General features: G+C 44.7%; 20 protein-coding genes and 1 pseudogene. 12 read left to right on the top strand and 9 right to left on the bottom strand.

Annotated elements, in window-relative coordinates; genetic code table 11:
* Window positions 1-6 precede the first annotated feature (6 nt).
* From VJL_RS02605 to VJL_RS02585, 5 genes are read left to right on the top strand one after another with little or no spacing between them, the layout of a single operon-like run.
* Window positions 7-1428, top strand: a complete 1422-nt coding sequence (locus VJL_RS02605) for a PTS mannitol transporter subunit IIBC (protein WP_102848030.1) — start codon at window positions 7-9, stop codon at window positions 1426-1428.
* Window positions 1429-1475: 47 nt separating this feature from the next.
* Window positions 1476-2747: a zinc-binding dehydrogenase gene (locus VJL_RS02600; RefSeq protein ID WP_038875473.1), complete on the top strand. Its 1272-nt coding sequence runs from the start codon at window positions 1476-1478 to the stop codon at window positions 2745-2747.
* 59 nt (window positions 2748-2806) lie between these two features.
* A complete protein-coding gene (locus VJL_RS02595) occupies window positions 2807-3325 on the top strand; it encodes an MltR family transcriptional regulator (RefSeq protein WP_038875471.1) in 519 nt (172 codons plus the stop codon).
* A 9-nt stretch (window positions 3326-3334) separates the two neighbouring features.
* A complete protein-coding gene (locus VJL_RS02590) occupies window positions 3335-4069 on the top strand; it encodes a nucleoside/nucleotide kinase family protein (protein WP_038875469.1) in 735 nt (244 codons plus the stop codon).
* Window positions 4070-4095: 26 nt separating this feature from the next.
* A complete protein-coding gene (locus VJL_RS02585; RefSeq protein WP_038875467.1) occupies window positions 4096-4842 on the top strand; it encodes a phosphatase in 747 nt (248 codons plus the stop codon).
* Between the two features lie 86 nt (window positions 4843-4928).
* Here VJL_RS02585 and VJL_RS27665 read toward each other — a convergent pair whose 3' ends face one another.
* Together VJL_RS27665 and VJL_RS02575 are read right to left on the bottom strand one after the other, a co-directional pair.
* Window positions 4929-5681, bottom strand: coding sequence for a hypothetical protein (locus VJL_RS27665; protein WP_081634900.1), 753 nt, complete (start codon window positions 5679-5681; stop codon window positions 4929-4931).
* Window positions 5682-5768: 87 nt separating this feature from the next.
* Window positions 5769-6104, bottom strand: a complete 336-nt coding sequence (locus tag VJL_RS02575; RefSeq protein ID WP_038875463.1) for a helix-turn-helix transcriptional regulator — start codon at window positions 6102-6104, stop codon at window positions 5769-5771.
* A 140-nt stretch (window positions 6105-6244) separates the two neighbouring features.
* On the opposite strand from VJL_RS02575, the gene VJL_RS02570 reads away from it, so the two are divergent.
* The 3 genes from VJL_RS02570 to VJL_RS02560 all read left to right on the top strand — a co-directional run bounded on the left by VJL_RS02570 (window position 6245) and on the right by VJL_RS02560 (window position 8993).
* On the top strand, window positions 6245-6556 hold the full coding sequence (locus tag VJL_RS02570; RefSeq protein WP_038875460.1) for a hypothetical protein: 312 nt from the start codon (window positions 6245-6247) through the stop codon (window positions 6554-6556).
* Between the two features lie 718 nt (window positions 6557-7274).
* On the top strand, window positions 7275-8432 hold the full coding sequence (locus tag VJL_RS02565) for an amino acid permease (RefSeq protein WP_038875458.1): 1158 nt from the start codon (window positions 7275-7277) through the stop codon (window positions 8430-8432).
* 237 nt (window positions 8433-8669) lie between these two features.
* Window positions 8670-8993: a VPA0510 family protein gene (locus VJL_RS02560; RefSeq protein WP_038875455.1), complete on the top strand. Its 324-nt coding sequence runs from the start codon at window positions 8670-8672 to the stop codon at window positions 8991-8993.
* Between the two features lie 80 nt (window positions 8994-9073).
* Here the strand turns inward: VJL_RS02560 and VJL_RS02555 are convergent, their stop codons facing one another.
* The 4 genes from VJL_RS02555 to VJL_RS02540 form a co-directional block, all read right to left on the bottom strand.
* The gene (locus VJL_RS02555; RefSeq protein ID WP_038875452.1) at window positions 9074-10945 is read right to left on the bottom strand and encodes a methyl-accepting chemotaxis protein; all 1872 of its coding nucleotides are present in this window, start codon (window positions 10943-10945) and stop codon (window positions 9074-9076) included.
* A gap of 453 nt (window positions 10946-11398) precedes the next feature.
* On the bottom strand, window positions 11399-12763 hold the full coding sequence (locus tag VJL_RS02550; RefSeq protein WP_038865286.1) for a YjiH family protein: 1365 nt from the start codon (window positions 12761-12763) through the stop codon (window positions 11399-11401).
* A gap of 471 nt (window positions 12764-13234) precedes the next feature.
* Complete coding sequence (locus VJL_RS02545; RefSeq protein ID WP_038865287.1) at window positions 13235-13906, bottom strand: YoaK family protein; 672 nt, start codon at window positions 13904-13906, stop codon at window positions 13235-13237.
* 164 nt (window positions 13907-14070) lie between these two features.
* Window positions 14071-14472: a GFA family protein gene (locus tag VJL_RS02540; RefSeq protein WP_038875449.1), complete on the bottom strand. Its 402-nt coding sequence runs from the start codon at window positions 14470-14472 to the stop codon at window positions 14071-14073.
* Between the two features lie 149 nt (window positions 14473-14621).
* Here VJL_RS02540 and VJL_RS02535 point away from each other — a divergent pair, with 149 nt between their 5' ends.
* Both VJL_RS02535 and shyA read left to right on the top strand, forming a co-directional pair.
* Window positions 14622-15251, top strand: a complete 630-nt coding sequence (locus VJL_RS02535; protein WP_038875447.1) for a hypothetical protein — start codon at window positions 14622-14624, stop codon at window positions 15249-15251.
* A 153-nt stretch (window positions 15252-15404) separates the two neighbouring features.
* Complete coding sequence (shyA, locus tag VJL_RS02530; protein WP_218918681.1) at window positions 15405-16661, top strand: peptidoglycan DD-endopeptidase ShyA; 1257 nt, start codon at window positions 15405-15407, stop codon at window positions 16659-16661.
* Window positions 16662-16696: 35 nt separating this feature from the next.
* On the opposite strand, the gene VJL_RS02525 is transcribed toward shyA, so the two are convergent.
* The 3 genes from VJL_RS02525 to VJL_RS02515 form a co-directional block, all read right to left on the bottom strand.
* On the bottom strand, window positions 16697-18517 hold the full coding sequence (locus VJL_RS02525; protein WP_038875444.1) for a putative bifunctional diguanylate cyclase/phosphodiesterase: 1821 nt from the start codon (window positions 18515-18517) through the stop codon (window positions 16697-16699).
* 401 nt (window positions 18518-18918) lie between these two features.
* Entirely contained in the window at window positions 18919-19704 is a 786-nt protein-coding gene (locus VJL_RS02520; RefSeq protein ID WP_038875442.1) for an ABC transporter ATP-binding protein, read from the bottom strand.
* 78 nt (window positions 19705-19782) lie between these two features.
* The gene (locus VJL_RS02515) at window positions 19783-20541 is read right to left on the bottom strand and encodes a siderophore ferric iron reductase (protein WP_038875514.1); all 759 of its coding nucleotides are present in this window, start codon (window positions 20539-20541) and stop codon (window positions 19783-19785) included.
* Between the two features lie 219 nt (window positions 20542-20760).
* On the opposite strand from VJL_RS02515, the pseudogene VJL_RS02510 reads away from it, so the two are divergent.
* Together VJL_RS02510 and VJL_RS02505 are read left to right on the top strand one after the other, a co-directional pair.
* Window positions 20761-21669, top strand: a pseudogene (locus VJL_RS02510) (AraC family transcriptional regulator).
* A 206-nt stretch (window positions 21670-21875) separates the two neighbouring features.
* Window positions 21876-24023: a TonB-dependent siderophore receptor gene (locus VJL_RS02505; RefSeq protein ID WP_038875440.1), complete on the top strand. Its 2148-nt coding sequence runs from the start codon at window positions 21876-21878 to the stop codon at window positions 24021-24023.

The following is a 24023-nucleotide window of genomic DNA, read 5'->3' as shown; positions in this document are numbered from 1 at the left end:
CATAACGTGAAAGCAAACATGCGAGCCAATGTGCAAGCCTTCGGGGGTCATTTGACCGCTATGGTGCTGCCAAATATCGGAGCCTTCATCGCTTGGGGCTTTATTACTGCACTCTTTATCCCAACAGGTTGGATGCCAAACGAAGCGTTTGGGGAACTTGTTGGTCCAATGATCACTTACTTATTACCACTGTTGATCGGTTATACCGGCGGTCAGATTGTTGGTGATAAACGCGGCGCGGTAGCCGGTGCCATCGGTACCATGGGTGTTATCGTTGGTGCGGACATCCCAATGTTTGTTGGCGCGATGATCATGGGCCCACTCAGTGCTTGGGTTGTGGTGCAAATGGATAAGCGAATCCAACACCGCATTCCTTCTGGTTTTGAGATGGTGGTGAACAACTTCTCACTAGGTATTGTGGGCATGATCCTGTGCCTGTTCGCCTACGAGATTGTTGGCCCAGCAGTAACAGCGGCAAACTTGTTTGTGAAATCAGGCATCGAAGCCTTGGTGGCGACGGGATTCCTTCCTTTGCTTGCGATCATCAACGAGCCAGCGAAAGTGCTGTTCCTAAACAACGCTATCGACCAAGGTATTTATTACCCACTAGGTCTGCAAGCGGCCGCTGAAACAGGTAAATCAATCTTCTTTATGGTGGCATCTAACCCAGGTCCGGGTCTTGGTATGCTGCTGGCTTACGCGAAGTTTGGTCAGGGTCTGTCCAAACGTTCTGCGCCAAGTGCCATCATCATTCACTTCTTCGGTGGTATTCATGAGCTGTACTTCCCGTACGTGTTAATGAAGCCAATCATGATCTTGGCAATGATTGCGGGTGCAGCGACAGGTATCGCAACCTTTAACTTACTTGATGCAGGTTTGGTTGCAGGTCCAAGTCCAGGTTCAATCTTCTCTTACCTAGCACTGACTCCGAAAGGCAGCTTCCTAGCGACCATCGCAGGCGTCACAACTGCAACGATTGTTTCGTTCCTTGTCGCAAGTGCGATTCTGAAGATGAGCAAAGCAGAAGACAAAGAAGACGAGTTTGAACAGTCTGTCTCTGATATGAAAGACATGAAAGCGGAAGGCACAATCAAACCAGTTGCTGCTGCAACACAAGAAGTAAACAAACCAATTGCATTTGTCGCATTCGCTTGTGATGCGGGTATGGGCTCAAGTGCGATGGGTGCTTCAACCTTCAAACGCAAGTTAGTTCAAGCCGGGATTGATATTGAAGTGAAGAACTTCGCCATCGAAAAAGTCCCAAGTGAAGCCGACATTGTCGTGACACACGAAAGCTTAGAAAGTCGAGCCATTAAAGCAACAGGCTTGCCGGTGGTAACGATTAAGAACTTCCTCAATGACCCAGCGCTCAATGAGCTGATGGATACGATTAAGCAACAAGCGGTCGCGACTGAGCAACCAGCCTAACAATGCAGTATGGGGTGGCACCTACCGCCCCATTTAGGAGAGAAATCATGGTACAAACAACGGCAGCGGTTATCTGTGGCGAGAAAGACGTTCAACTAAGAACCTTTGATTTGCCAAGCATTTCAGCCGATGAACTTCTGGTTAAAAACATTTCAAACAGCATTTGCCTGTCCACTTACAAAGCGGCATTGTTAGGTAGTAAACACAAACGCGTACCTGAGAACATCGATGAAGTGCCAGTGATGACGGGTCATGAATACGCAGGTGTGATTGTTGAAGTCGGTGAGAACCTAAAAGACCAATACAAAGCAGGCGATTACTTTGTTCTACAACCAGCAATGGGTTTGCCTACTGGTTACTCGGCGGGTTACAGCTACGAAACCTTTGGCGGCAACGCAACGTATTCCATCATTCCTAAAATTGCTATCGACTTAGGCTGTGTACTGCCTTACCACGGTGACTACTTTGCAGATGCGTCTTTGGCTGAGCCAATGTCATGCATCATCGGTGCTTACCATGCGAGTTACCACACTACGCAATACGTGTACGAGCACGATATGGGCATCAAAGAGGGCGGAGCATTAGCGCTACTTGCGTGTGCTGGCCCAATGGGCATTGGCGCGATTGACTACGCGATTAACGGACCTGTGAAGCCAAAACTGATTGTGGTGACAGACATCGACGCTGCGCGCTTAGACCGAGCAGAGTGCTTAATCCCGGTTGAAAAAGCAAAAGAACAAGGCGTCGAACTGCATTACGTCAATACAGCTCAAGTCGATGATCCTGTGACTTATCTGAAAGCGCTGAACGATGGCAAAGGCTACGACGACGTGATGGTGTATGCAGCGGTATCGCAGGTGCTAGAACAAGCCGATGAGCTGTTGGGCAACGATGGCTGCTTGAACTTCTTCGCAGGCCCTACCGATAAAAAATTCAAAGTACCGTTTAACTTCTACAACGTGCATTACGAATCAACGCACATTGTTGGCACATCTGGTGGCTCGACCGGTGATATGGTGGAATCTATCGACTTGTCTTCACAAGGTAAGATCAATCCATCGTTCATGATCACCCATGTTGGTGGTCTGCAAGCTGCGCCACATACGATTCTGAATCAGCTCGATATCCCGGGTGGTAAGAAGTTGATTTACCCACACATTGACCTGCCGTTGACCGCGATTGATGATTTCTTATCGTTGGCAGACCAAGACCCGTTCTTCGCCGAATTAGACGCAATTTTGAACGCGAATAACTATGTGTGGAACGCACATGCAGAAAAAGCGTTACTTGAGTTTTATGACGTGAGCTTAACGGTTTAGTTGCAACGAATTTGTGTGGTAGCCTTTGCGCTGCCACATAATGGAGAGGTCATAATACGTTGTCACGTGAAGACGAATTACTGGAGAAACTGGACGAGTGCGAAAATGCGACTGCGTTTCTTCAGGTTTCTAACAAAATAATTAACCTCAAGTTAAAAGCATTACTTCCGAGTGTGTTCGTCCAAGACGACCTTGTGAAGGAGTATGCTGTGGAACCTTTATTGAAAGAAGATGGTCCGTTGGTGACGACCGATGTGGTATCGAAGCTGATGTTTGCGATGGGCAAAATCTCTTTGGAAACTTACGCCGATATCGGATTGTACGATCAGGTCTTGGAGTACGTGGTTAGCCAACCGGAGAAAGTCGAATTCGCGGATGACGTGATTTACGACTTCATCAAAAACCAAGCGGTACTCTCTTCTCAGCAAGACAGCTTTTATCTTGAGTCGATCAATCAGCTTAAGTTCTCTTCGTTTGAGTCCTTTTCGCAAATGAGATACGAATCTCTCATCAAAACAGTGTTGAAGCTGTCGTGTGAAATGTTGATAGAAAGAATCGAAGGGGAGATCAATCAATAAGGGTTCACCATGAAAGTGAATTTAAACGTCAGCGGTTTTGAAACCGAAGCTACCTTTCCCGATGCCGACGTAAAGCGAATCCATCAACCTCTTATCGAAAAGTTTACCCGTCTATATCATGAGAAACAGGAACGCATTGTCGTGTTCTTGTGTGCCCCTCCAGGCAGCGGTAAGTCGACCCTTGCTGCGTTCTGGGAACACCTCTCTGAGCAAGATGAAAGCCAAGAGCCACTTCAGGTTCTACCTTTTGATGGTTTTCACTACCCGAATGAAATCCTCGACAGCAACACCATTGAACGTAATGGCGACATTGTTCCTCTGCGCAGCATTAAAGGCTCTTACGAGACGTTCAATCTCACCGAGCTTATCGATAAGCTGAAACAGCTTAAAGTGAAAGACAGCAAATGGCCTTACTACGACCGCAACCTGCATGATCCGGTTGATGATGCCATTCAGGTTAACCGCAATATTGTTGTCGTCGAGGGCAACTGGCTGCTGCTTGATGAACCAGTATGGAAAGAACTACATCGCTTGGCTGATTTTACGGTGTTTATTGATACTCAAGCGGAGTTTCTACAAGAGCGTTTAGTCAATCGTAAGATTCGTGGCGGCACAGACCCAGAAGCCGCCTTGGAGTTCTACTTGCGTTCAGATGCGGTCAACGTTGATAAAGTGTTGAATCATTCGATTCCTGCTGACTTATCGCTGTTTCTCAATCAAAACGGTTCGTTCGAAATTCGATAGTTCGTCCACAATCCCAGGAGGTCACCATGGATATCGTGATTGATAGCCACACCCATACTATTGCCAGTGGACATGCTTACAGCACCATTTTAGAGAACGCATTGTCTGCTAAGAATAAGGGGCTAAAACTTCTTTGTACCACCGATCATGCTCCCGAGATGCCAGGAGCCCCTCACTACTGGTATTTCAACAATCAAAGAATTTTGCCCCGCTTTTTACACGATGTAGGTATTCTCCGTGGCGTAGAAGCCAACACGCTGAATGTGAAAGGGGAGATAGACTTACCACCGTCCTCTGACCAACATCTTGATTGGGTGATTGCGAGTTTTCATGAACCCGTATTCAAGCCCGCAACCGAAGCTGAGCATACCACCGCTCTGATAAATGCGATTAAAAGCGGCAGAGTGGATGTTCTTGGTCACCTAGGTAACCCAAATTACCCATTCGATATGGAGCAGGTGCTGCGCTGTGCTAAAGAGTACAATGTTGCAATTGAAGTTAACAATACATCTCTGACAGGCAAAAGCCGCAAGGGCAGTGATTCCCGTTGTGATCGCATTGTCGAGCTGGGTAAAGAAATTGGCGTTTACTTCAGTACAGGGTCGGATGCTCACTTCTGTGAAGAGATCTCCAAGTTAGACTTAGCAATTGCTTTGCTGGAAAAACATGGTGTGGAAGAAGAGAAGATACTCACTACATCGACGAGCCGATTCTTGAACTTCTTATTGCTGAGAGGTAAGGCGAGGATTCCAGAGTTCGAAGCGCTCTATTGAAAAGCGAGCGACTCAAACTGCTATCTACAAAGAAACATAAACCCGCGGTGTGCGGGTTTAATTCGCTTAGGGGTACACATAAAGCACTACAACGGTGATTCTACGACAACAAACTTACGTTCGGCTCTGAGTGGCGCAAACCAAGTATTTTTGTATTTGAAATAGCTCTGTCCGTCGACGACGACCGTTTCTTTCGTGTGAGGCAGTGAATCTACGATCTCTCCGAGTTTGTATGGGCTAGGCTCAGGTTTTGTCGCCGGAACAACGTGCGTGACTCGCGGCGTATTCGAACTTGGCGAAGAAGACACAATTTGCCCTGACGATGACGCATAGTTTGACGACGTTGAAGAAGACGTCGTGATGGTGTTTCCATTCACAATCGTGTAGTTGCCACTTGGCGGGTAACGGACGTAATCATAGCGGTCTCCATTCCTGCGGTAATACGAGTCTTGAACGATTGCATAGGTGATGCCGGCAAAGATGGCGAAGGTCGCTATGCCAACGAGATCGCTATGATAATAGTAATAACGTCCGCGATAGGGTGGATACCAATACCCCGGTCTCACATAGATAAACGACGAATGATAGCGCGGTGGCTTAACGACGTAAGGTGGTCGGTGGTAATAGGGTGGCCTGTAGTAGGGCGGACGGTAATAAGGTGGCCGATTATAGTGGGGTGGCTTGATGGGCCTATGAGGGCGATTAACTGGTCGCAAATCGTGTTTATTGCCCGGCTGCGTGATCGGCTTTACCGCGGGTTTCACTTGCGGTTGTGCAGACAGACTTGTTGCTCCCAGCAAGCAGAGAATGGCGGTGATCATGACCCAGATGCTTCTCATAATGCTTTCCCCCATGGTTGGAGTACCGAAGCTCTAATCTTTAAGTTTAGTTCACCTTAGCTTTGTTAAGGGCCTGAGTCTAGAGCACTACTTTTTGTTATCGTTTTTCTGTTGCTCTAGCACTAAAAAAATTAGCTTGGTCAGTAAAGATTGTGCTTCTGGAGACAGTAACCTTGCTGCAGAGGCAACATCTTCTGATGAGATATTACTGACACCTCTTGCATCCAGAGCGATATCCAGATCCGTTAAGTTGAGAGTTCGTAAAATCGAACGGTATTGGGATAGTTTCAAATCCGACTCGCCTCTCTCTATTCTCTGATAGGTTTTTTCGCTCATCCCCGCAACTTTTGCCATTTGTTCACGCGACATCCCTTTCTCTTTTCGTCGAGTAATCAGCACTTCAATCAGTGGGTCTACATGCATAAGAGCTCCTTAAAGGACAGTTTTGTCCTGAAGCACGCAATAAACGGACCAGTTTAACCACCCCGTATTTACCCAAATTGATATAGCGATAAGAATGACGTTCCACAAAAAATTTACGTAATTTCAGTTAGTTTCAGAAAATGGAAAAACATCAGATTTATAAATCAATTTCTGGCAAGGTAGGTATTCGCAAAATGCAATGCGTTTTAGAACAACTGCTTGCTGAGATTCGTAATCGCAGCTGCGATATTCGATTGGACGTAACCTGGCTCACACGTGAATCGCAGAAACGACTAATGAAGTACAAAGAGCTCTTCTTGCATCGAGGTTATATTGAGCAAGCAGAATTGGAGCAAACCTATGAGAACCTGAGTCCGATGGAGCGTTCAGTGGCGGATATGGGCATTGCAGCCATGACATACATTATTGATGCGTTGGATAACGAACTCTGATTCTTAGGCGACATAGTAGGTAAGCGGATATGTGCGCAAAATCATCAATTGTGCTTAGGGGACATAAAGGAATCTAATAGAAAGGATATAAATGCTGGGGAACCACTCCCAGCATTCAGAACACTCATTTACCAAAAGCTTCGAACCGTAAATCAGTGTTTAGAGGTATGTGAACCGAATCGTGTCGGTACGTAGCGAATAATAACGATATTGCTGAATCTAGGCTATGTTCTGCGATTCTAATGCCTTCCAACAAAGTGTACATTTTCATGTACACCTCAAAAATGAGCTTGAACGCTCAAGTTCCATTCGCCAAGACAACAAAAGGCTAAATAACAAGCTACTTTGCAACATATCCGTTGCAATTACCGATAGTTGTTAAAATATATGGCTATAAGATGGAGCTTTTGCTTTTCAATCGTCCTATTTATGCCTTACAATCCTCTCGAACCAAATCCATTTAGCAGAGAATGGGATTGACGAAAAAGGATGTGCTGATTTTGCTTCGAACCCAAAATAAGACGTTCCGTGAATCAAAACTCTGCTCGGAAATGATTCCCCTTACACACAAATGCGCTTGCAGAGTCGAACCTGCGTGTGTTGTTTTTTGTGATCTGAATTTCAGTGACGTAAGGCGGGGACATTTCTGTTGATCGCGTTTCTAACCAAAACCGCGATAAGTGATAACTAAAACGGATTAAATTTAGAGGTATTAACCGTGAACCTAAAACTTGTCGGCAGCTCCCTGATCGTTGCAGGTACTGCTCTTGGCGCTGGTATGCTTGCTATACCAATGGTGCTTGCTCAATTCGGCCTCCTTTGGGGCACTCTTCTTATGCTGTTCATCTGGGCGGGTACAACTTACGCTGCACTTCTTCTGTTGGAAGCAAGCTGTAAAGTAGGTGGTGGCGTTAGCATGAACGCGATTGCTCGTGAAACCCTTGGTAAAGGCGGTCAGTTTGTAACGAATGGTCTTCTTTACGCCTTACTTGTGTGTTTGTTAATGGCTTACATCATTGGTGCTGGCGATCTTGTACAGAAAGTCACTGCATCAATGGGCATTCCTGTTTCTACTATTTCGAGCCAAGTTGGCTTTACTGTTCTTGTCGGTCTTATTGTATCAGCAGGTACAGGTGTCGTTGATAAACTCAACCGTGGCTTGTTTATCGGTATGATTGTCGCTCTGATTCTGACGCTTTTCTCCCTTGCTCCAAACGTATCGTTTGAAGGTCTAAGTGAAGTAGTGAACGCCGACAAAATGGCACTGATCAAGCAAAGCTCAGTTCTTTTCACAAGCTTTGGCTTCATGGTCGTGATTCCTTCTTTGGTGACTTACAACAAAGAAGCGAGTAAAAACCAACTGCGCAACATGATCATTGTGGGCTCGACGATCCCTCTTGTGTGTTACCTACTGTGGTTGTTTGCAGTCGTGGGTAACTTGCCACCACACGAACTTATCCAGTTCTCAAACGTGTCTGAGTTGATCTCTGTTCTTGGTCAGCAGTACACAGGTCTTGAGTTCATTCTTTCTATGTTTACTGGTTTGGCACTGCTGACGTCTTTCTTGGGTGTGGCAATGGCGCTTTACGACCAAAATGCAGACCTTCTAAAAGCAAGTAAGCCAGTGGTATTCGTGACTACGTTTATTCTGCCGTTGCTTGGCGCGGTATTTGCTCCAGAGCACTTCTTAGCGATCCTCAGCTACGCAGGCATCATCCTTGTATTCCTAGCGGTGTTTGTTCCGCTATCGATGACCATGAAAGTGCGTCGTGTACCTGTAGAAGACAACAGTGTGTACGAAGCTGGTGGCGGTGCGATGGGTATGAGCATGATCTTCCTATTCGGTTGTTTCTTGCTGTTCGCTCAAGCGGTATAAATCGACTCTACGAACAAACAGCAATTGAATTTAGAAAGCCGCTTGTCCATCACTGGGCAAGCGGCTTTTTTGTGCGGAATTGTTAGTGCTGCATCAGCTGCGTGTATGGCCTGACCGTTGCCTGATAAATCGTGATGATATTTGACCTTGAGGTGAAACTGTCTCGCCACAGGCTGACATGGCTTGCAACCACGCTCTTTATGATGACTAACAAGTTATAAAGTAAAGGGGAACCGAGTGTCGAAGCGATTTTCTTTCACAGTCGTTGGAATGATGCTTTCTTTGGGGATGTTCAGTGCTGAAGCAATCGCACACCCTAAACATCACCACAAACACGGACATCATCACGGGCATCACCACCATCATCATAAGCACAAACATAAGCATAAACACAAAAAGGTTGTGGTGGTGAAGCACAAGCGACCGAAGCATCACTACTACCATTACAAACACATTCCACCACGTAGCACCTATATTCAGATTGGCAATTTTACCTACCTAAAAGTGGATGACTTTTTTTACAAGCGCTCGAAAGATCGCTATATACATGTGGTCTTGTAAGCAAGCAAAAAAACAGCGAGCACTTTGGCTCGCTGTTTTGCTATTGCTTGGTGAAGATTGTGGTTCGTTAAGAGGAGAGGCTATACCGTGAATCGGTTTAAAATCTCATCTTGCTTACGAACGTCGTCATGCTGTGCTTGCATGGCTTCATTAGTGCGGTTTGCTGAGTCAGCAACTTGAGTCGATAAATCTTTTATGTTGACTGTGTTGTTGTTGATTTCTTCGGCAACCAAGCTTTGTTCTTCGGCAGCGGAGGCGATTTGCAGGTTCATGTCTGAGATGCGTTGGATTGCATCACGAATACGTTGTAATGCGCCATTCGCAAATTCAGCTTTCTCGACGGCCTCTACGGCACTAGATTTGCTTTGATGCATTGCGCTTGCAACAGAAGATGCACCCGATTGAAGCTGTTCAATCATGCTGCGAATTTCTGTAGTAGATTCTTGCGTGCGCTGTGCCAGTGTTCGAACTTCATCCGCAACAACGGCAAAGCCACGACCAGACTCTCCCGCACGTGCAGCTTCAATCGCTGCGTTTAGTGCCAGTAGGTTAGTTTGGTCTGCGATGTCGTTAATCACTTTAAGAATCGTCTCGATGTTTGCTGTCGCCGACTCAAGACCTTGCACCTCTTCGACCGCTTGGTCGATGCTGTCTGAAAGCAGGTTGATCGTTTCAGTCGATTCATTTACAACGGAAGATCCTTGCACGGTCGCATCGTCCGCTTCTTTAGCCGCACTTGCTGCACCCTGCGCATTGTTAGCGACTTCTGTCGCCGTCACTGACATCTCGTGCATTGCTGTTGCGAGTTGCTCAAGTTCTTGCAGCTGAGTCTGAATCGCTACGGCGGAATCTTTCGCTCCTTCTGCGGTGATTTGCGTACCACTTAAGATCTGATCAGAAATGCTTTTCGATTCGATGATTTGATGCTGCAAGTTCTCCATAAAGGTATTGAAGCCTTTTGCGAGCTCAGAGAATTCTTGGTCAGTATTGGTGTCCAAACGTTGAGTCAAATCGCCTTTGCCTGAGGCAACCGCTTGGATGGCACTGTTCAGCTCATCAAGAGGGCGCATTAAGGTGCGGATAAGAAGAGTAAGCGCGATAATTGATGCAATTACGGCAATCAAAGAGTAAATAATGGCGCTGTTACGTAGAGTATCGATTGCTGAGTAAGCAATGCTTTCATCAACAACCGCGCCCACATACCAGTTCTCACTCGGAATGTGAGTTAGGCTGAGCATATACTTGTCGCCGTTCATCTCGATATGTTGAGCACCTGACGTTAGCTCGACTTGTGGGAGGTAGCTAGATAGCTTTTCACCGTTGTACTTTGCTTCTGGGTGGGCAATTGTTGTGCCGTCAGCGGTCACAAGGAATAAGTAACCCGCATCGAATAGGTTTACTTGGTTGACTAAGTCAGAAAGGGTTGTTAGCTCCAAATCATAGAACATGGCTGCTAAAAACTGGCCAGCTTCGCGAACTGGGGTACCGATAGAGATGATCACTTTCTTAGAAGAAACATCCACGTAGGGATCGGTGACGACAAGCTTACCTTGTGCTTTTGCTGAGACAAACCAAGGACGAACTCGAGGATCGTAATCAGGTGTCGCTTCCCAGTTGTCATCGTTCTCAATCACGAAACCGTTATTGTCGTACGCGTAACCGATTGCCAAGAAGCTTGATTTTGGCATTGGCTTTTCAAGCACTTCTTTCACGTAGTCGTGATCAGTTGGATTAATTTCTAGAATCTCGGTCATGGATTGAGCGAGTTCTTTCTTTGCACTTATTTCAGATTCTACCGTGTTCCCCACACTAGATAGGATCTCACTCACGCTCGTGTCGATGTTTTCTTCGATCTGCGAACGAATGGTCATAACTTGTTGTGTCGACAGCAATGCCACAGTCACAAGCAATAAAATTGAGGAGGCGGTGACAACTTTATGTCTGAATTTCATACTTTCCCTCTCGAGTCTCCCGGCTGGTTTACTCTGCTTGTACCTCTTATTTATTGGGTACATTCGGCAGAAGTGAACACATTATTGTGTTTGTAATTTTGTTATCGACAGATATGTCAGAAACCTGAAGGCGATTTGTTTAATTTCTTAACAATTGCCAGATCGTGTTCAAAAGTTGTGAGATTGATCTTCTTTGTAAGACTTCGTCATTAAACTGTTAAAAACATAAGAATAGTATCATTGAGCCTTATATAAACAAGTCTGACGAGATTGTTTTTCTCATTTAAATTAATGAATTTAAAGTGATATTTATAACTTTGTGTTGAAAGTTAGATATCTTTATATTGATTCTTGTCAGGAAGGGGGAGCGAAGTTGGAACGGAAATAACAAAGGTGAACGACAAATACAAAAAAGGCCCCGACAATGCGGAGCCTTTGTTAAAAAATGCGATTTTAGAAAATCAGATGAGCAACACCGGCAATAACAGGAAGCGTAATCAACGTACGTAGAATGAAGATAACGAACAGCTCCACGATGTTTACCGGAATCTTACTGCCTAGAAGCAGTGCACCTACTTCTGACATGTAGATAAGCTGAGTTACTGACATCGCTGCAATCACGAAGCGCGTCATTTCATTATCAATTGAAGCCGCTAGGATCGCTGGAATAAACATGTCTGCAAAACCCACTACAATCGTTTGAGACGCAGCCGCTGCTTCCGGAATGTGCAGTAGTTCTAGGTAAGGGATAAATGGCTGGCCTAGGATTTCGAATACCGATGTGTATTCAGCAATAATCAATGCCATTGTACCTAGACCCATAACGACAGGAAGTACGCCAAAGACCATGTCGATTGCGTTATGTACGCCTTCTTTAAATACCGACTGTACAGAAGTCACTTGGCCAGCGCGTTTTAGCGCAAGGTCCATACCCCAAGAGAAAGTTGTGTGACCTGCAGGTACTGCGTCTGCGTCTTTCTTAGGCTCGCTGCCATCCATGTAGCGGTCTTTCTTTAGACTCAATGGCGGTAGGCGAGGAATGATGATAGCCGCGATAACACCTGCTAAACAGATTGCGCCGTAGAAAGGCAGGAATAGATGTTCTAATTGAACCTGAGCAAGAACAACCAAACTGAACGTGATAGATACTGCAGAGAAAGTTGTACCTACAACTGCGGCTTCACGCTGGGTGTAGAAGTTGTTTTCGTACTGTTTGCTTGTCAGTAGGATACCCACACTGCCGTCGCCTAACCAAGAAGCCATACAGTCGATTGCACTGCGACCTGGAAGGTTAAATACCGGACGCATCACTTTACTTAGTAGCGCACCGAATAGCTCAAGCAGACCAAAGTTGAGCAGTAGAGGAAGCAGTAGACCTGCAAAAATGAATACTGCAAACAGTGTTGGTAGAAGACCAGTCAGAACTAAACCGCCAGTATTCTCTTCCCAGATCGCTTCAGGACCCACTTGGAAGAACGTCATCAGAACCGCTGCACCACCAAATAGTCGAACGATTAACCAAAGTGGGGAAGGGTTAAATAGACCGTTTAAGAAACCATTACGTAGGATTGCTGCTGGCTTAAAAATTTTGCAAAGAACAGAAGCTAGAGCCATGAAAGCGACAATTGCCGTTACGATAGCAATTAAGGTATCGCCAAGAACTGCAGGAATGACTTTTGCCATTACCGCGACAGGAATTGTCAGGCCACCATCGTAAGAAATTGGTGCCATGAAAAGTAGAAGACCGATTAGGGATGGGATGAAGAACATCCAAAAGTTGCCCTTAGGTGCTTCAGCAGCATTGGTGTTGTTATGCATGTTTTGTCTCGTGTTACTACTAGTCAATACTCGCCATATTCCATGACATAAATATTCACTAAACATCCGTATTTAATCACAGTGTGCGGAGGTTACCCGCAAACTGCATCCATTGCAATACTATTCATTAAATACATCTAGTTATTCAGCCGTTTTTATGGTCAAACTGTACTTAACTAGAATCTTGTATATGAATTTGTTGCCTGTGTTAGAAAATTGTAGCACGTGAGCCGCTGTTAACAGACTATGATGAAGCACAGTGTGACTCGAGCAATAAAAAGCCTAGCAAATGTGATTAGGATCTCAAGGCGATCACGATGTTTTCTGTTAGTAGTACTACTCAATTTATGGATTTGAAGGATAAAACACTGGTTACGATCAGCCAGTGGCGTCTTTCAAGTAAAAGATAAATATGAAGAAAAGAATAAGAGGAGACGGTTTAAGGCAAATGCTTAAACCGCCACAATCGCATTAAGCAGTTTGTTTACGACTAATAAGGAAAAGATAACTCCAGTAAGCGATAGCAATGATGAAAGCTAAAATCGCTGGGAACGCTAATGCATAAAGCTCAAACGAATTAAACAGCATTGCTCCGGCAGTGCCACCTAACAAAAAGCCGAAGAAGATAAAGATAAACAGCTTGGCTTTACGACGGTCAAATTGGCGACCACGCAAGCTTTCACCAATCATAATGCCGAGATCGGTAATAATTCCGGTCATGTGTGTTGTTCGAACCACTGCTCCACTGAAGGTGGTGATCATAGCGTTCTGCAAGCCGCACGCAGCAGAAGCAAGATACTGACCATAAACATTGCCTTGAACTAGGAAGCCTAAGCTGAGAAGTAACAGGCTGCCTTCAATACAGAGTGCAACGCCGTAGCGACGACCGAGTTTAAGTGCACTGCTTTCGATAAAGAACCCACTAAACGCTGAACCAATCAAAAAGCTAAATACGATGAAGAGCAGGTGAATAGTGCTGTCCGCATCGGTTAATAAGCTGTTCCCTAGCTGAGTTACGGTTCCGGAAAGATGTGTTATCGCTTGATGTTGAAAGCCTAGGAGACCCACGGCATTGACGCAGCCTGCGAGAAGAGCAAGCAAAAACGCGCCATATTCCACCCAACGAGGAAGTCTGGAAATCACAATAAAACCTCACCAAATGTTATGGGCAGATTATAGCGCTCATAGCGCGGAACGAAAGTACTTCTGCGAAAACTCGGTTGATCATTCTCAATAAAATCTCAACTTTTGTTGAATGCTTTTCTTGAATTTAGATTGTTTAGTGCCATGTTTGTTGAAAGAGATGCTTAGCTAATGTGTTCCATAGTGCAATCAAAGCTCACCCAGCCGTGCTTTCGTTGCTCATAAATAGAGACAGTAGGCTCTGGAAACTCCTTATCGTTAAATAACCCCATAGGAATCACGGCGTACTCGGGAGCATCTGATAGCTTCAAACGCATTGTCGTGCCGCATGCTGGACAGAATTCGTATTGAACTTGATGACCTGAGTCAGCAACACGAGTATAGCTAGTGACATCACCATCGAGGATGACTTGGTCTCTGTTGAAGCGGGCTTGAACGCCGAATACACTTCCCGTGCGTTTTTGGCACTCAAAGCAATGACAGACGGAAGTACGAATAGGTTCTGCGGTGCAGCGCAGTTGAACTAGACCACAGGCGCATTCACAAGAGTGGGTGATTTTTGTCATCGTTGTCCCCAATTGGTTGCTCATCAAACAGTTTAGTTTAATTTTGAAACACTTGAGTCAAATCGAACGAGTAGGCGTTGAGGTCTTCATGGGTGAATTGGTATATACTTCGAGCATAATTAAGAGAACAAAAACACAAGGAAGTCTTCATGGCTCGTAAAAGAATCTTACCCATTCCTCTCATTCTTCTTATCCCGATTGTTTTGCTTGCTGTTGTGATCATCGCTGGTATATATCGCTTCAGTCTCTCAGATGATGAGATCATGGCGAAATTCCCCCAAGTGCAGACTCAATCCAACCCAATCGTTGAAGAGGTATTGGGCATTCAGTCACGAAACCCATGGACTGTCCAAGTCCCAGAGCAAGGGGCGGTCACTTTCTTGCAAGAGTGGGACAAAGAGCATAGCTACTTAAAAGGGGATTATGATGCTGGTGCGACGAAAGGGTCTGTGCTTGTACCGACTGATTTTATTGCTAAGCGAGAGATTGGTAAGACTACATGGGTTGCCGCACCAGTGATTGTGACGACACAAGGTTCAGGGGCATTTTATTACCTGGGCTTGTTTAAGTTCGACCCCGTACCAAGTCGTGTTGTACTGATCAATAGTGTGTTTGTTGGTGATCGAATTCAAATGTCGAAACTCGAATGGAAAGACGACAAACACATATCATTGTCTTACTTAGAACACGGTGAAGATCAAGCGATGGCAGAACAACCAGAACAATTGATATCGAAGACACTCAAGCGTGTAGGTAATGACCTACATATGCAACAGTAATGATTTTTTTTGTCTTCTGTAAAAAATAAGTGTTTTCTGCGCTAGATCTCGTAATTACCTAGTGATTTCTTATGCGGGAATGCATAAGCTATGAGCCTTGTTATAAAGGAGATAGTAATTCCCGTGTCTACAAATGAAATTACAACAAGACGGTTGCCGAATCTGACAAGTCGTAAAGCGCTACTGTTGTACTCCTTGCCAGTATTAGTTGCGATTGGTGTTTCCAACTCTCTCAAAGAGTCTTCCCTTACCAAAACCATCGCTTTAAACCTGCCAGAGTCGCAGGTTGTTGAAAAAATTCTTGATGCGAAGACAGCTGTTGTTGTCACGCCACCCAATTTTGAATATCAAATCCAAGCAGGTGATAACCTGAGTACCATCTTCAGTCAATTAGGCCTCGGCTACAGTTCGCTGATGAAAGTGATGGAAACGGATTTAAACTTCCTTGCCCTTGATACGTTAAAACCTGGTAACACACTGCGTTTTTGGCGTGATGAATCGACGGGTGAACTCGATAAAATGGAGCTGCAATTCTCTATTGCAGACAAAGTGGTTTATCAACGCAATAGCGATGGTAGCTACGACTTCTCTGATATTTCCATTCCAGGTGTATGGCACCAAGAGCCTCTTGTTGGTGTTATTCAAGGTAGCTTCTCTTCTTCTGCAAATCGTTTGGGTTTAAGCTCAGCTGAAATCAGCCAAGTGGTTAACCTGCTAAAAGAGCAAGTGAACTTCGGTAAAGATTTGCGTGCTGGCGATCGTTTTGAAGTTGTGCGTCGCTCTCAAAGTATTGATGGCGTATCGACGGGTAAAAACGAAATTGAAGCGATTAAGATCTACAACCGTGGCCGTGAAGTGACGGCTTACCTTCATACTGATGGACAGTTCTACAATGCGAAAGGTGAAAGCCTACAGCGTGCCTTCCAACGATACCCTGTTAGCCGCAGCTGGCGTATTAGTTCTGGCTTTAACCCGAACCGCCTACACCCAGTAACCGGCCGCGTTGCTCCTCACAATGGTACCGACTGGGCTGTGCCTATTGGTACTCCTGTAGAAGCGACAGGTGATGGTACGGTGATCATGACACGTAAACACCCTTATGCGGGTAACTATGTGGTGATTGAGCATGGCAGTAAATATAAAACGCGCTATCTGCACTTGAGCAAAATTCTGGTTAAGAAAGGCCAGAAAGTCTCACGTGGACAGCGTATCGGTCTATCCGGTAAAACGGGTCGTGTGACTGGTCCGCACCTTCATTACGAATTGATTGAATATGGTCGTCCGGTGAACGCAATGCGCGCTAATATCCCGATGGCAAGTTCGGTTCCGAAGAAAGAGATGGCAACGTTTGTAGCGAATCGGAATGAAATGGATAAGCTACTTAAAGACAAAGAGAAAGCCGTTCTCTAATTGAATAAAAAAGACCAAACATTGTTTGGTCTTTTTTATGCGCTTTTTACTTGTTTGTCATTGATGATCGAAACCAGTTCTTCGACGCTGTGTGGTCGGGAATAGAAGTATCCTTGAATATGATGACAGCCCATCTCAATCAGCTTCTGCAATGCTCGATCGTCTTCGACCCCTTCTGCAATCAAGTCGACGTCGAGTAATTGTGCCAATTGTGCAATCAGTAAAACCACTTGCTCTGATGTGGTATTAGCGAGCATGTTGCGAACAAACGTTGCATCGATTTTAATGCTATCAATCGGGTAGTTATGGATGTAGTTTAAACTCGAATAACCCGTGCCAAAATCGTCGAGTGCGACTTTGAATCCAAGGTATCTAAGTGAGTTTAAAACCATCTGTTCTCTGCCACTTTGTGATAACAGAACCGTCTCCGTGAGCTCTATAACAAAGTCTGAAGCTTGATGATTGTATTTCTCCAATACTCTAGTTAAGTAGTTTATATAGCGATTGGAATCGACCAGCTCATAAGCAGAACAATTAACCGACAGCTTTACGGTGTAACCCAACTCTCTTTCGAGCTTTTGTTTTGCTCGGCAGGCTAGCTCAACGATGCGTTCGCCTAGTTCAATGATCAAACCGGATTGTTCAGCAGCCTCGATAAATTCGACTGGGGAGACGCTGCCATAAGTACTGCTTTTCCAACGCGCCAATATTTCAAAGTAGTCCCAACGGTCACTGGTGATATCGACAATAGGTTGAACCACAACATAGAGTTCTTCGTTTTCATCGATGCTCAAGCGTAATTGGTCTCGCAATGCTTCTATCAATTGTGTTTGACGGTGGTACAACGCGCTTAAATGCGTGTCATAGTGCTGAATTCGCGTATCACGATGCTTTTTACAGTCTTTTAGCGCCAAACTCGCGTTAAGTATCAAGTCATCGCTATTGAGCATGTGGACAGGGGCACGAGCTATACCAATGCTAACTGTGAAAGATATGCGATTGGATTTGTCGACATAGCCTGATTCTATCTTGTCCAAAATTTCCTGACATACCGCAACGGGATCTTCATCGTAAGTAATGAAGGCAAACTCATCACCTGCAACACGAAAAGCATTATTCGGAGAGGTGAGACTTTGTTGTATGGCATTGGCTGTAAACTTGATGATCTGGTCACCGATGTAATTGCCGTTAATGTCATTGATGGATTTAAAGTTATCGATGTCTAGGTAGGCAAGACTAAAAGGACGGCTAGCGAGTTGCGTTAAGGTTTCAAGTGTATCCGCTAGGCAACTTCGGTTGAGTAGGCCGGTTAAGTTGTCGTGTGAAACCTCATAACTCAGCTGGTTTAGAAGTTTGTCTGACCGTTCACTTATCCATTTTTCACGTAGGCTATGGATAATGACGTTAGAAAAAAAGCGGTGATGCTCAATGATGTTTTTTGCTTCTGATTCTCCAACCGCTCGGGTAAAGGTTGAGAGCAAAATCCCTAGCACCTCTCCAGCATGGGTTTTTAAGGGCAGTCCAATATAAGCTTGGATACCAGCATCTTGAAACATTTGGTCTTCAGGAAAGAGGCGGTAGACCTCTTCTTGATAGAAGATGATTTCACCAATGTCTTGTGCCACTTTTTCACAAGGTGTACCGGCGAGCCCGTAACTGATGTTATCAGTAATGGTTCCGTCACTCGAATGAGAAAGCGTAACCGCGCAATGCTGGAGATGCGCTATCTCAACCACACATGTACAGTGGCTTTGAAATTGCTGATGAAGATCCAGCGTTACTCTATTGAGCAGAGCGCTGCCGTTCAAATTCAGAATTTCATCAATTACTTGGATACTAATTTGTTCATGATCCATTGAAGGCTTCACCCGACGTTGTCATTAACCGTATCGTGTTTCTTTTGGTTTTGTTACACGATCATTTCTCATTTAATCGATATGCATCACGTTAACTATTGTTTACTTCGTGTGATTTTTCAAATTCTGATGGCTCAAGAAAGGTATTTTTCAACTATTGGGTTAGGAGGAATTGAATCAAGCTCTCACAAAAGTGGTAGTCTTTTTGGTTGCGATTGCGTTTCTGCATTATATGACGAGTCTGAATGCAGAGTGATTTTTGAAGGAACACTCATTTTTGAAGGAACACTCATCTCGAATGAATACAGAGATTCAATATCGAGATTAGCCTGCAGAGTTAGATCGAGTGCGTTTGTCTACAGGCATTTTGATTTTTCAGTAGATTAGCTCAATAAACTGAGCTATTCGCAGACGACCGCTACCTTCTCACTTGCGGCAGTGTTGGCTGGAACCGGGTGGTCGATCAGTCGAATCGGGGACTCATACAGTGCAGACAGTGCTTGTTCATCGAGTAACTTATCGGCGCTGCCTTCAAATGCTATCTGACCTTTCTTCAGAGCAACGATGTGTGTCGCGTAACGTAGAGCAAGGTTTAAGTCGTGCAGAATCACGACCACGCCAACGTTTTCTTTTTTATTCAGCTCTGACAGTAAACCCATCAGTTGGAATTGGTGATGAACATCCAGTGCTGATGTTGGCTCATCGAGGATCAATACGGGAGACTGCTGCGCAAGCAACATCGATACCCAAGCACGCTGGCGTTCACCGCCGGATAAATCGTCTGCTAATGCCTGTGAAAACTCGGCGACGCCCGTTCTCTCCATTGCTTGTTGGATGATGGATTGGTCTTCAGAGTTCCAACGACCTAACGCTCCCCGCCAAGGAAAGCGCCCTAAACGAACCAGCTCCGCTACCGTTAAGCCCGCAGAAGCAGGGAGCTTTTGCGGCAAATAAGCAATCTTCTTGGCTAGGTCTTTGCTTTTGAAGGCAGAAAGAGAGGTATCGTCTAACTTCACTGTGCCGTGGTCTGGGGCCATTTGCCCTGAGATCAAGTTAACCAGCGTAGATTTACCAGAACCATTGTGACCAAGAACTACGGTGAGCTCATTCGTCGGAATAGAAAGTTCGTCGATTGCGAGAATGGTTCGCTCATCACGAACGATTTTGATATTTGAAAGCTGAAACATGTCAGTCCTGTCTCCGACCAATAAAGCCGCTGATAAAAGCAAATGCTCTCTGCTGCTCTTTAATAATAGATGGTGATATTAAGCGATTTTTTTGTTTTCTGGGAGCCTTGGGCAATCGTCGCAATACTTTCCAGAGTCGCATTTGTAAACTAGACAACAGCTGACTCTTATCAGCCTAAGCATCCCTGAATTAGCATCGACCTTGAGGCTGTCTAAATGACTGTCCGGTAATTGGCATGCTTCTAACCAAAGCTTGGCTTGCTCGGTGATGTAATCATTGGTTAAGCTTGGCTCATGCTGCTGCAATTTGATCAAACTGCTTAGCAGTAGATCCGCTAACAAATGGTTGGTGAACCCTGGTCGGATACGTGTCCATTCATTTATCTGACTGCGGTAAAACTCGGTGAGTGCAAGTATGGCTGCACCAGCCTGAGGTATCAGTTCCTCGGGTGAACCGTGTTGATGGTCACCGTTAAAGAAGCGATAACCTGTGACGAACTCTTTGTACCTAAATTGACCAATATTCTTGATATCAGGTAGAGAGTGGAGGCCGTAAATAGAAACGAAAGTGACATAGATGGGCTGCCAACACACTAGATCCCAAGTTCGAGTTAACCAATAAGCTTTACCAGCTTCAGAGTGATTTTCCGCTAGACCATCGTAAACGCGTTTGATTTCGATATGACTCTTATCATTGGTCATCGCGATACTTCTGCTGCTCAGAGAACCATAGCTTCCACTTAGATAAGGTGTGACCTGCTTAGAGTAAGCGAAGATTTTCTGGTGTAGAGAAGGGGCTCTCCGACGAGTAATAATATTGTGCAACTGGGAAAGCATCTTAAACCAATGAATGAGAATTAGTTGCGTTATCATAGCTAACCTTATCGAGGATAACCATACAATATGGAGCATCTCCTCGGAGTTCTTGCACGCTAAGGGAGCTATCAATTGATTATGCATTACTCATTTTTAAGTGATAAAAGGCTCTTTAAATGATAAAAAGTATTTCTGTATCTACTATATTGTTGCCACTACCGAGATTATTAACGCGTGACTATGAACACACCTGCATTTGATCGTATCAGCCGTGTCTTGGCTTATATTCATGCGAACCTAAGCTCGGCACTATCGCTAGAAGATATTGCGAAACAGAGCTGTTGGTCTCGCTGGCAGCTGCAAAGAGTGTTTCAAGCCGAGACTGGGCTTACCGTCGCAAACTACGTCAGAGAGCTTAAGTTAAGCCAAGCGGCAGAAGAACTGTTGGATAGCAAGAAGCGAGTCATTGATATCGCTCTTGCTCTCGGGTTTAATTAAGAAATTAGCTTTAGCCGCTCGTTCAAGCAGATGTTTGGCTTAAGTCCTAGTCAATATAGAAAAGCGGGCAAAAGAACTGGGCTTCGTAAACCAATACAAGTATCGGATATGATGAGCGCAGCTGATAATGGCCCACTCAGTTTTGTCGAGGTACGCATTGATGAAAGAGAGTCATTCCTTGTTAAAGGCATCACTTCTGAAATCAGTGGTTTGTTTTCGTTGACCCAAGATTTCGCACAGAAAGTTCCTCAATTGTGGTCACGTTTAGAAGGGGAAGTAACGCTTCCAGACGCGGGTGCCTTTCAATTTATTGGCGTTGTCGATCTCACCCAGTCTTGCTTTGATGGTACCAACATTTACTACTGGGCTGGCATTGAGCTCCACGACGAGATTTCGATTCCGCAATTGCCGAGCATTATCTCTGATAAATTAGAGGTATTAACTATTCCAAAGCAAACCTACGCTGTAGTGAAACATTGCGGTCCTATTGAGAATCTTCGACATACTCTAAGCTGGTTTGTTCTTAACTGGTTGCCAAGTTCTGGTTATCGAGCCATCGATGGCTATGAGCTTGAAGTGTATCCCTTGGGTTATCGAGCTCATTCGACTGATGCGGTAATGGAATACTGGGTTCCTATTATTAAATCGTAGTCATATCCCACCTAACGCACTCTCTACAGAGCCTCTCGTTTAATAGGGCTAATTGTGCTTTTAATGAGCAACTGTTTTAGTTTTACTCAAAATAGGCCAAGTTCTTTTTGAACTTGCACCAAATTGTTAATTATCCCTTTTATAGATACATACAATGCAAATGAGATTTATTACTATTTAAGTTAAGCATTGGTACCGAGGGAATCATGACCACTCACGTTCGTTTTAAGTATTCATCATTGGCAGTCGCTTTGTTGACTGCATTTTCAGCGCAAGCTTTGGCGGAAGAAGCCGTTTCAGCGACAGATTCGAATATCGAAACTATCACTGTTTTAGGAAAAGCTTACCGTAATACCGCAACTAAGTCGGCTCTTGAGCCAGAGGAAACGCCTCAAGGTATTACCGTTATTGATGAAGAACAGTTAGAGCAACGAGGTGTTCAATCTTTGAATCAAGCCCTTCGTTATGCACCGGGTGTTGTAACCGAACAGAAGGGCGCATCAGTAACCATGTACGATACGTTCTCTATTCGTGGTTTTAGTAACAACCAAAGCTATTATGATGGTTTGGTGCTTCCATTCCTAACCGGTTGGAATCTACAACCTCAGATAGATCCTATTGCGATTCAGCAAGTTGAAGTATTTAAGGGGCCTACATCTGTGTTGTATGGAGCGATGCCACCAGGTGGTATGGTCAACATGATTGCGAAGACACCGCAAGAAGATGGGTCGACGAAAGTTGGTGTATCTACAGGTTCAAGGAACCTTATGGAAGCGTCAATTGATACTACAGGTCAATTAGGTGACAGTGACTTTTCTTATCGCTTGTTAGCACTTGCCCGTAAACAAGACAGCCAAGTAGATCACGCAGAAGAAGAGCGCTATGTGATTGCTCCTTCACTAGATTGGCAGTTGTCTGATAGAACACTTATCAACTTCAACCTTTACTATCAGAACGATCCATCGATGGGTACTAACTCTGCTATGCCATTAGAAGTGCTGAAGGCGAGTGATCCATCTGTGTCCATGGGTGACAAGAATTGGAGTACCTTTGAACGTGAAGTCTTGATGCTAGGCTATAAGATCAATCACCAAATTAACGATGATTGGACTTTCCTTCAGAATGCTCGCTATACCGATGCGTCTCTGTACCAAGAGAATACTTACCACACCGCTACTAACTTCAATCCTGCGACGGGCAGTTTAATCCGAAATGTTTACAGTACAGATGAGGATTCACAGAGCTTTGTTATCGATAACCAAGTTTCAGGTCGTGTCGAAATTGGTGGTTTAGAACACAATTTATTATTCGGTGTCGACTACCTAAAGCTAACAGGTGATTCTCTGTACAAAGAATTTACTGCGAATGCGAGTTTCTATGGGTTTGATGCTTATAATCCGAACAATGACCTTTTGGATAGAAGTCAGCTTCAAGAAAACTACCGTGAATCTCATGATATTACGACCGAACAGTTAGGTTTGTACTTCCAAGATCAAGTTCGTTATGACGCGTTGGTTTTATTAGCTGGTGGACGTTATGACATGTTTAAGGCAAGCGATGACAAAATTAGTTCTTACCCAACTTATGATGGAAAAGATGAAGCTGATCACAACCAGTTCTCGTACCGTGTAGGTGCTTTGTATGAGCTAGATAATGGTATTTCTCCTTTTGTAAGTTACGCGACGAGCTTTGAGCCAGCTGCTGGTACTGATATTAACGGCAACTCTTTAAAACCTCAGCTAGGTGAACAGATCGAGTTGGGTATTAAATACTTGTCTCCAGATATGTCACAGCAGGTTACTGCTTCTTACTTCCATATCACTAAGAAAGACTCAATTGCTGCTGATCCATCAGATCCTACATACCGTTCTAAGATTCAGCTAGGTGAGGTGCGCTCGCAAGGTATGGAGCTTGAAGGCAGATGGTTTGTTACTGAAGATTGGGATGTTAATGCGAGCTACACGTATATCGACATGGAAGTTACGGAAGATGCGAATCCAGATCTAGAAGGCACTACACCAATCTATGTACCGACACATGCCGCTAACCTATGGAGCAATTACTATGTCTATGGTGGTGCTTTATCAGGAACCCGCTTCAGTGTAGGTGCTCGTTACATGGGTGAAATGGAGATGGATGCAACGAATACTCAAGGCAAAGTGCCTTCTTACACGGTCGTCGATCTTTCAGTAGGCTATGACTTAGGTGAGGCAAGCGACACACTATCTGGTGCAACAGCTAACTTGCTAGTGAACAACTTATTCAATGAAGAGTACTACACCTGTTATGACCAATCGAACTGCTGGTTTGGTGCCGAGCAGTCAGTTGAGTTAAGCGTAAACTATGAATTCTAA

Origin of the sequence: Vibrio jasicida CAIM 1864 = LMG 25398 (assembly GCF_000400365.1) — a bacterium.
Classification (GTDB): Bacteria; Pseudomonadota; Gammaproteobacteria; order Enterobacterales; family Vibrionaceae; genus Vibrio; species Vibrio jasicida.
The sequence above is the reverse complement of the archived record's forward strand: the minus strand, read 5'-3'. Positions and strand labels throughout refer to the sequence as shown.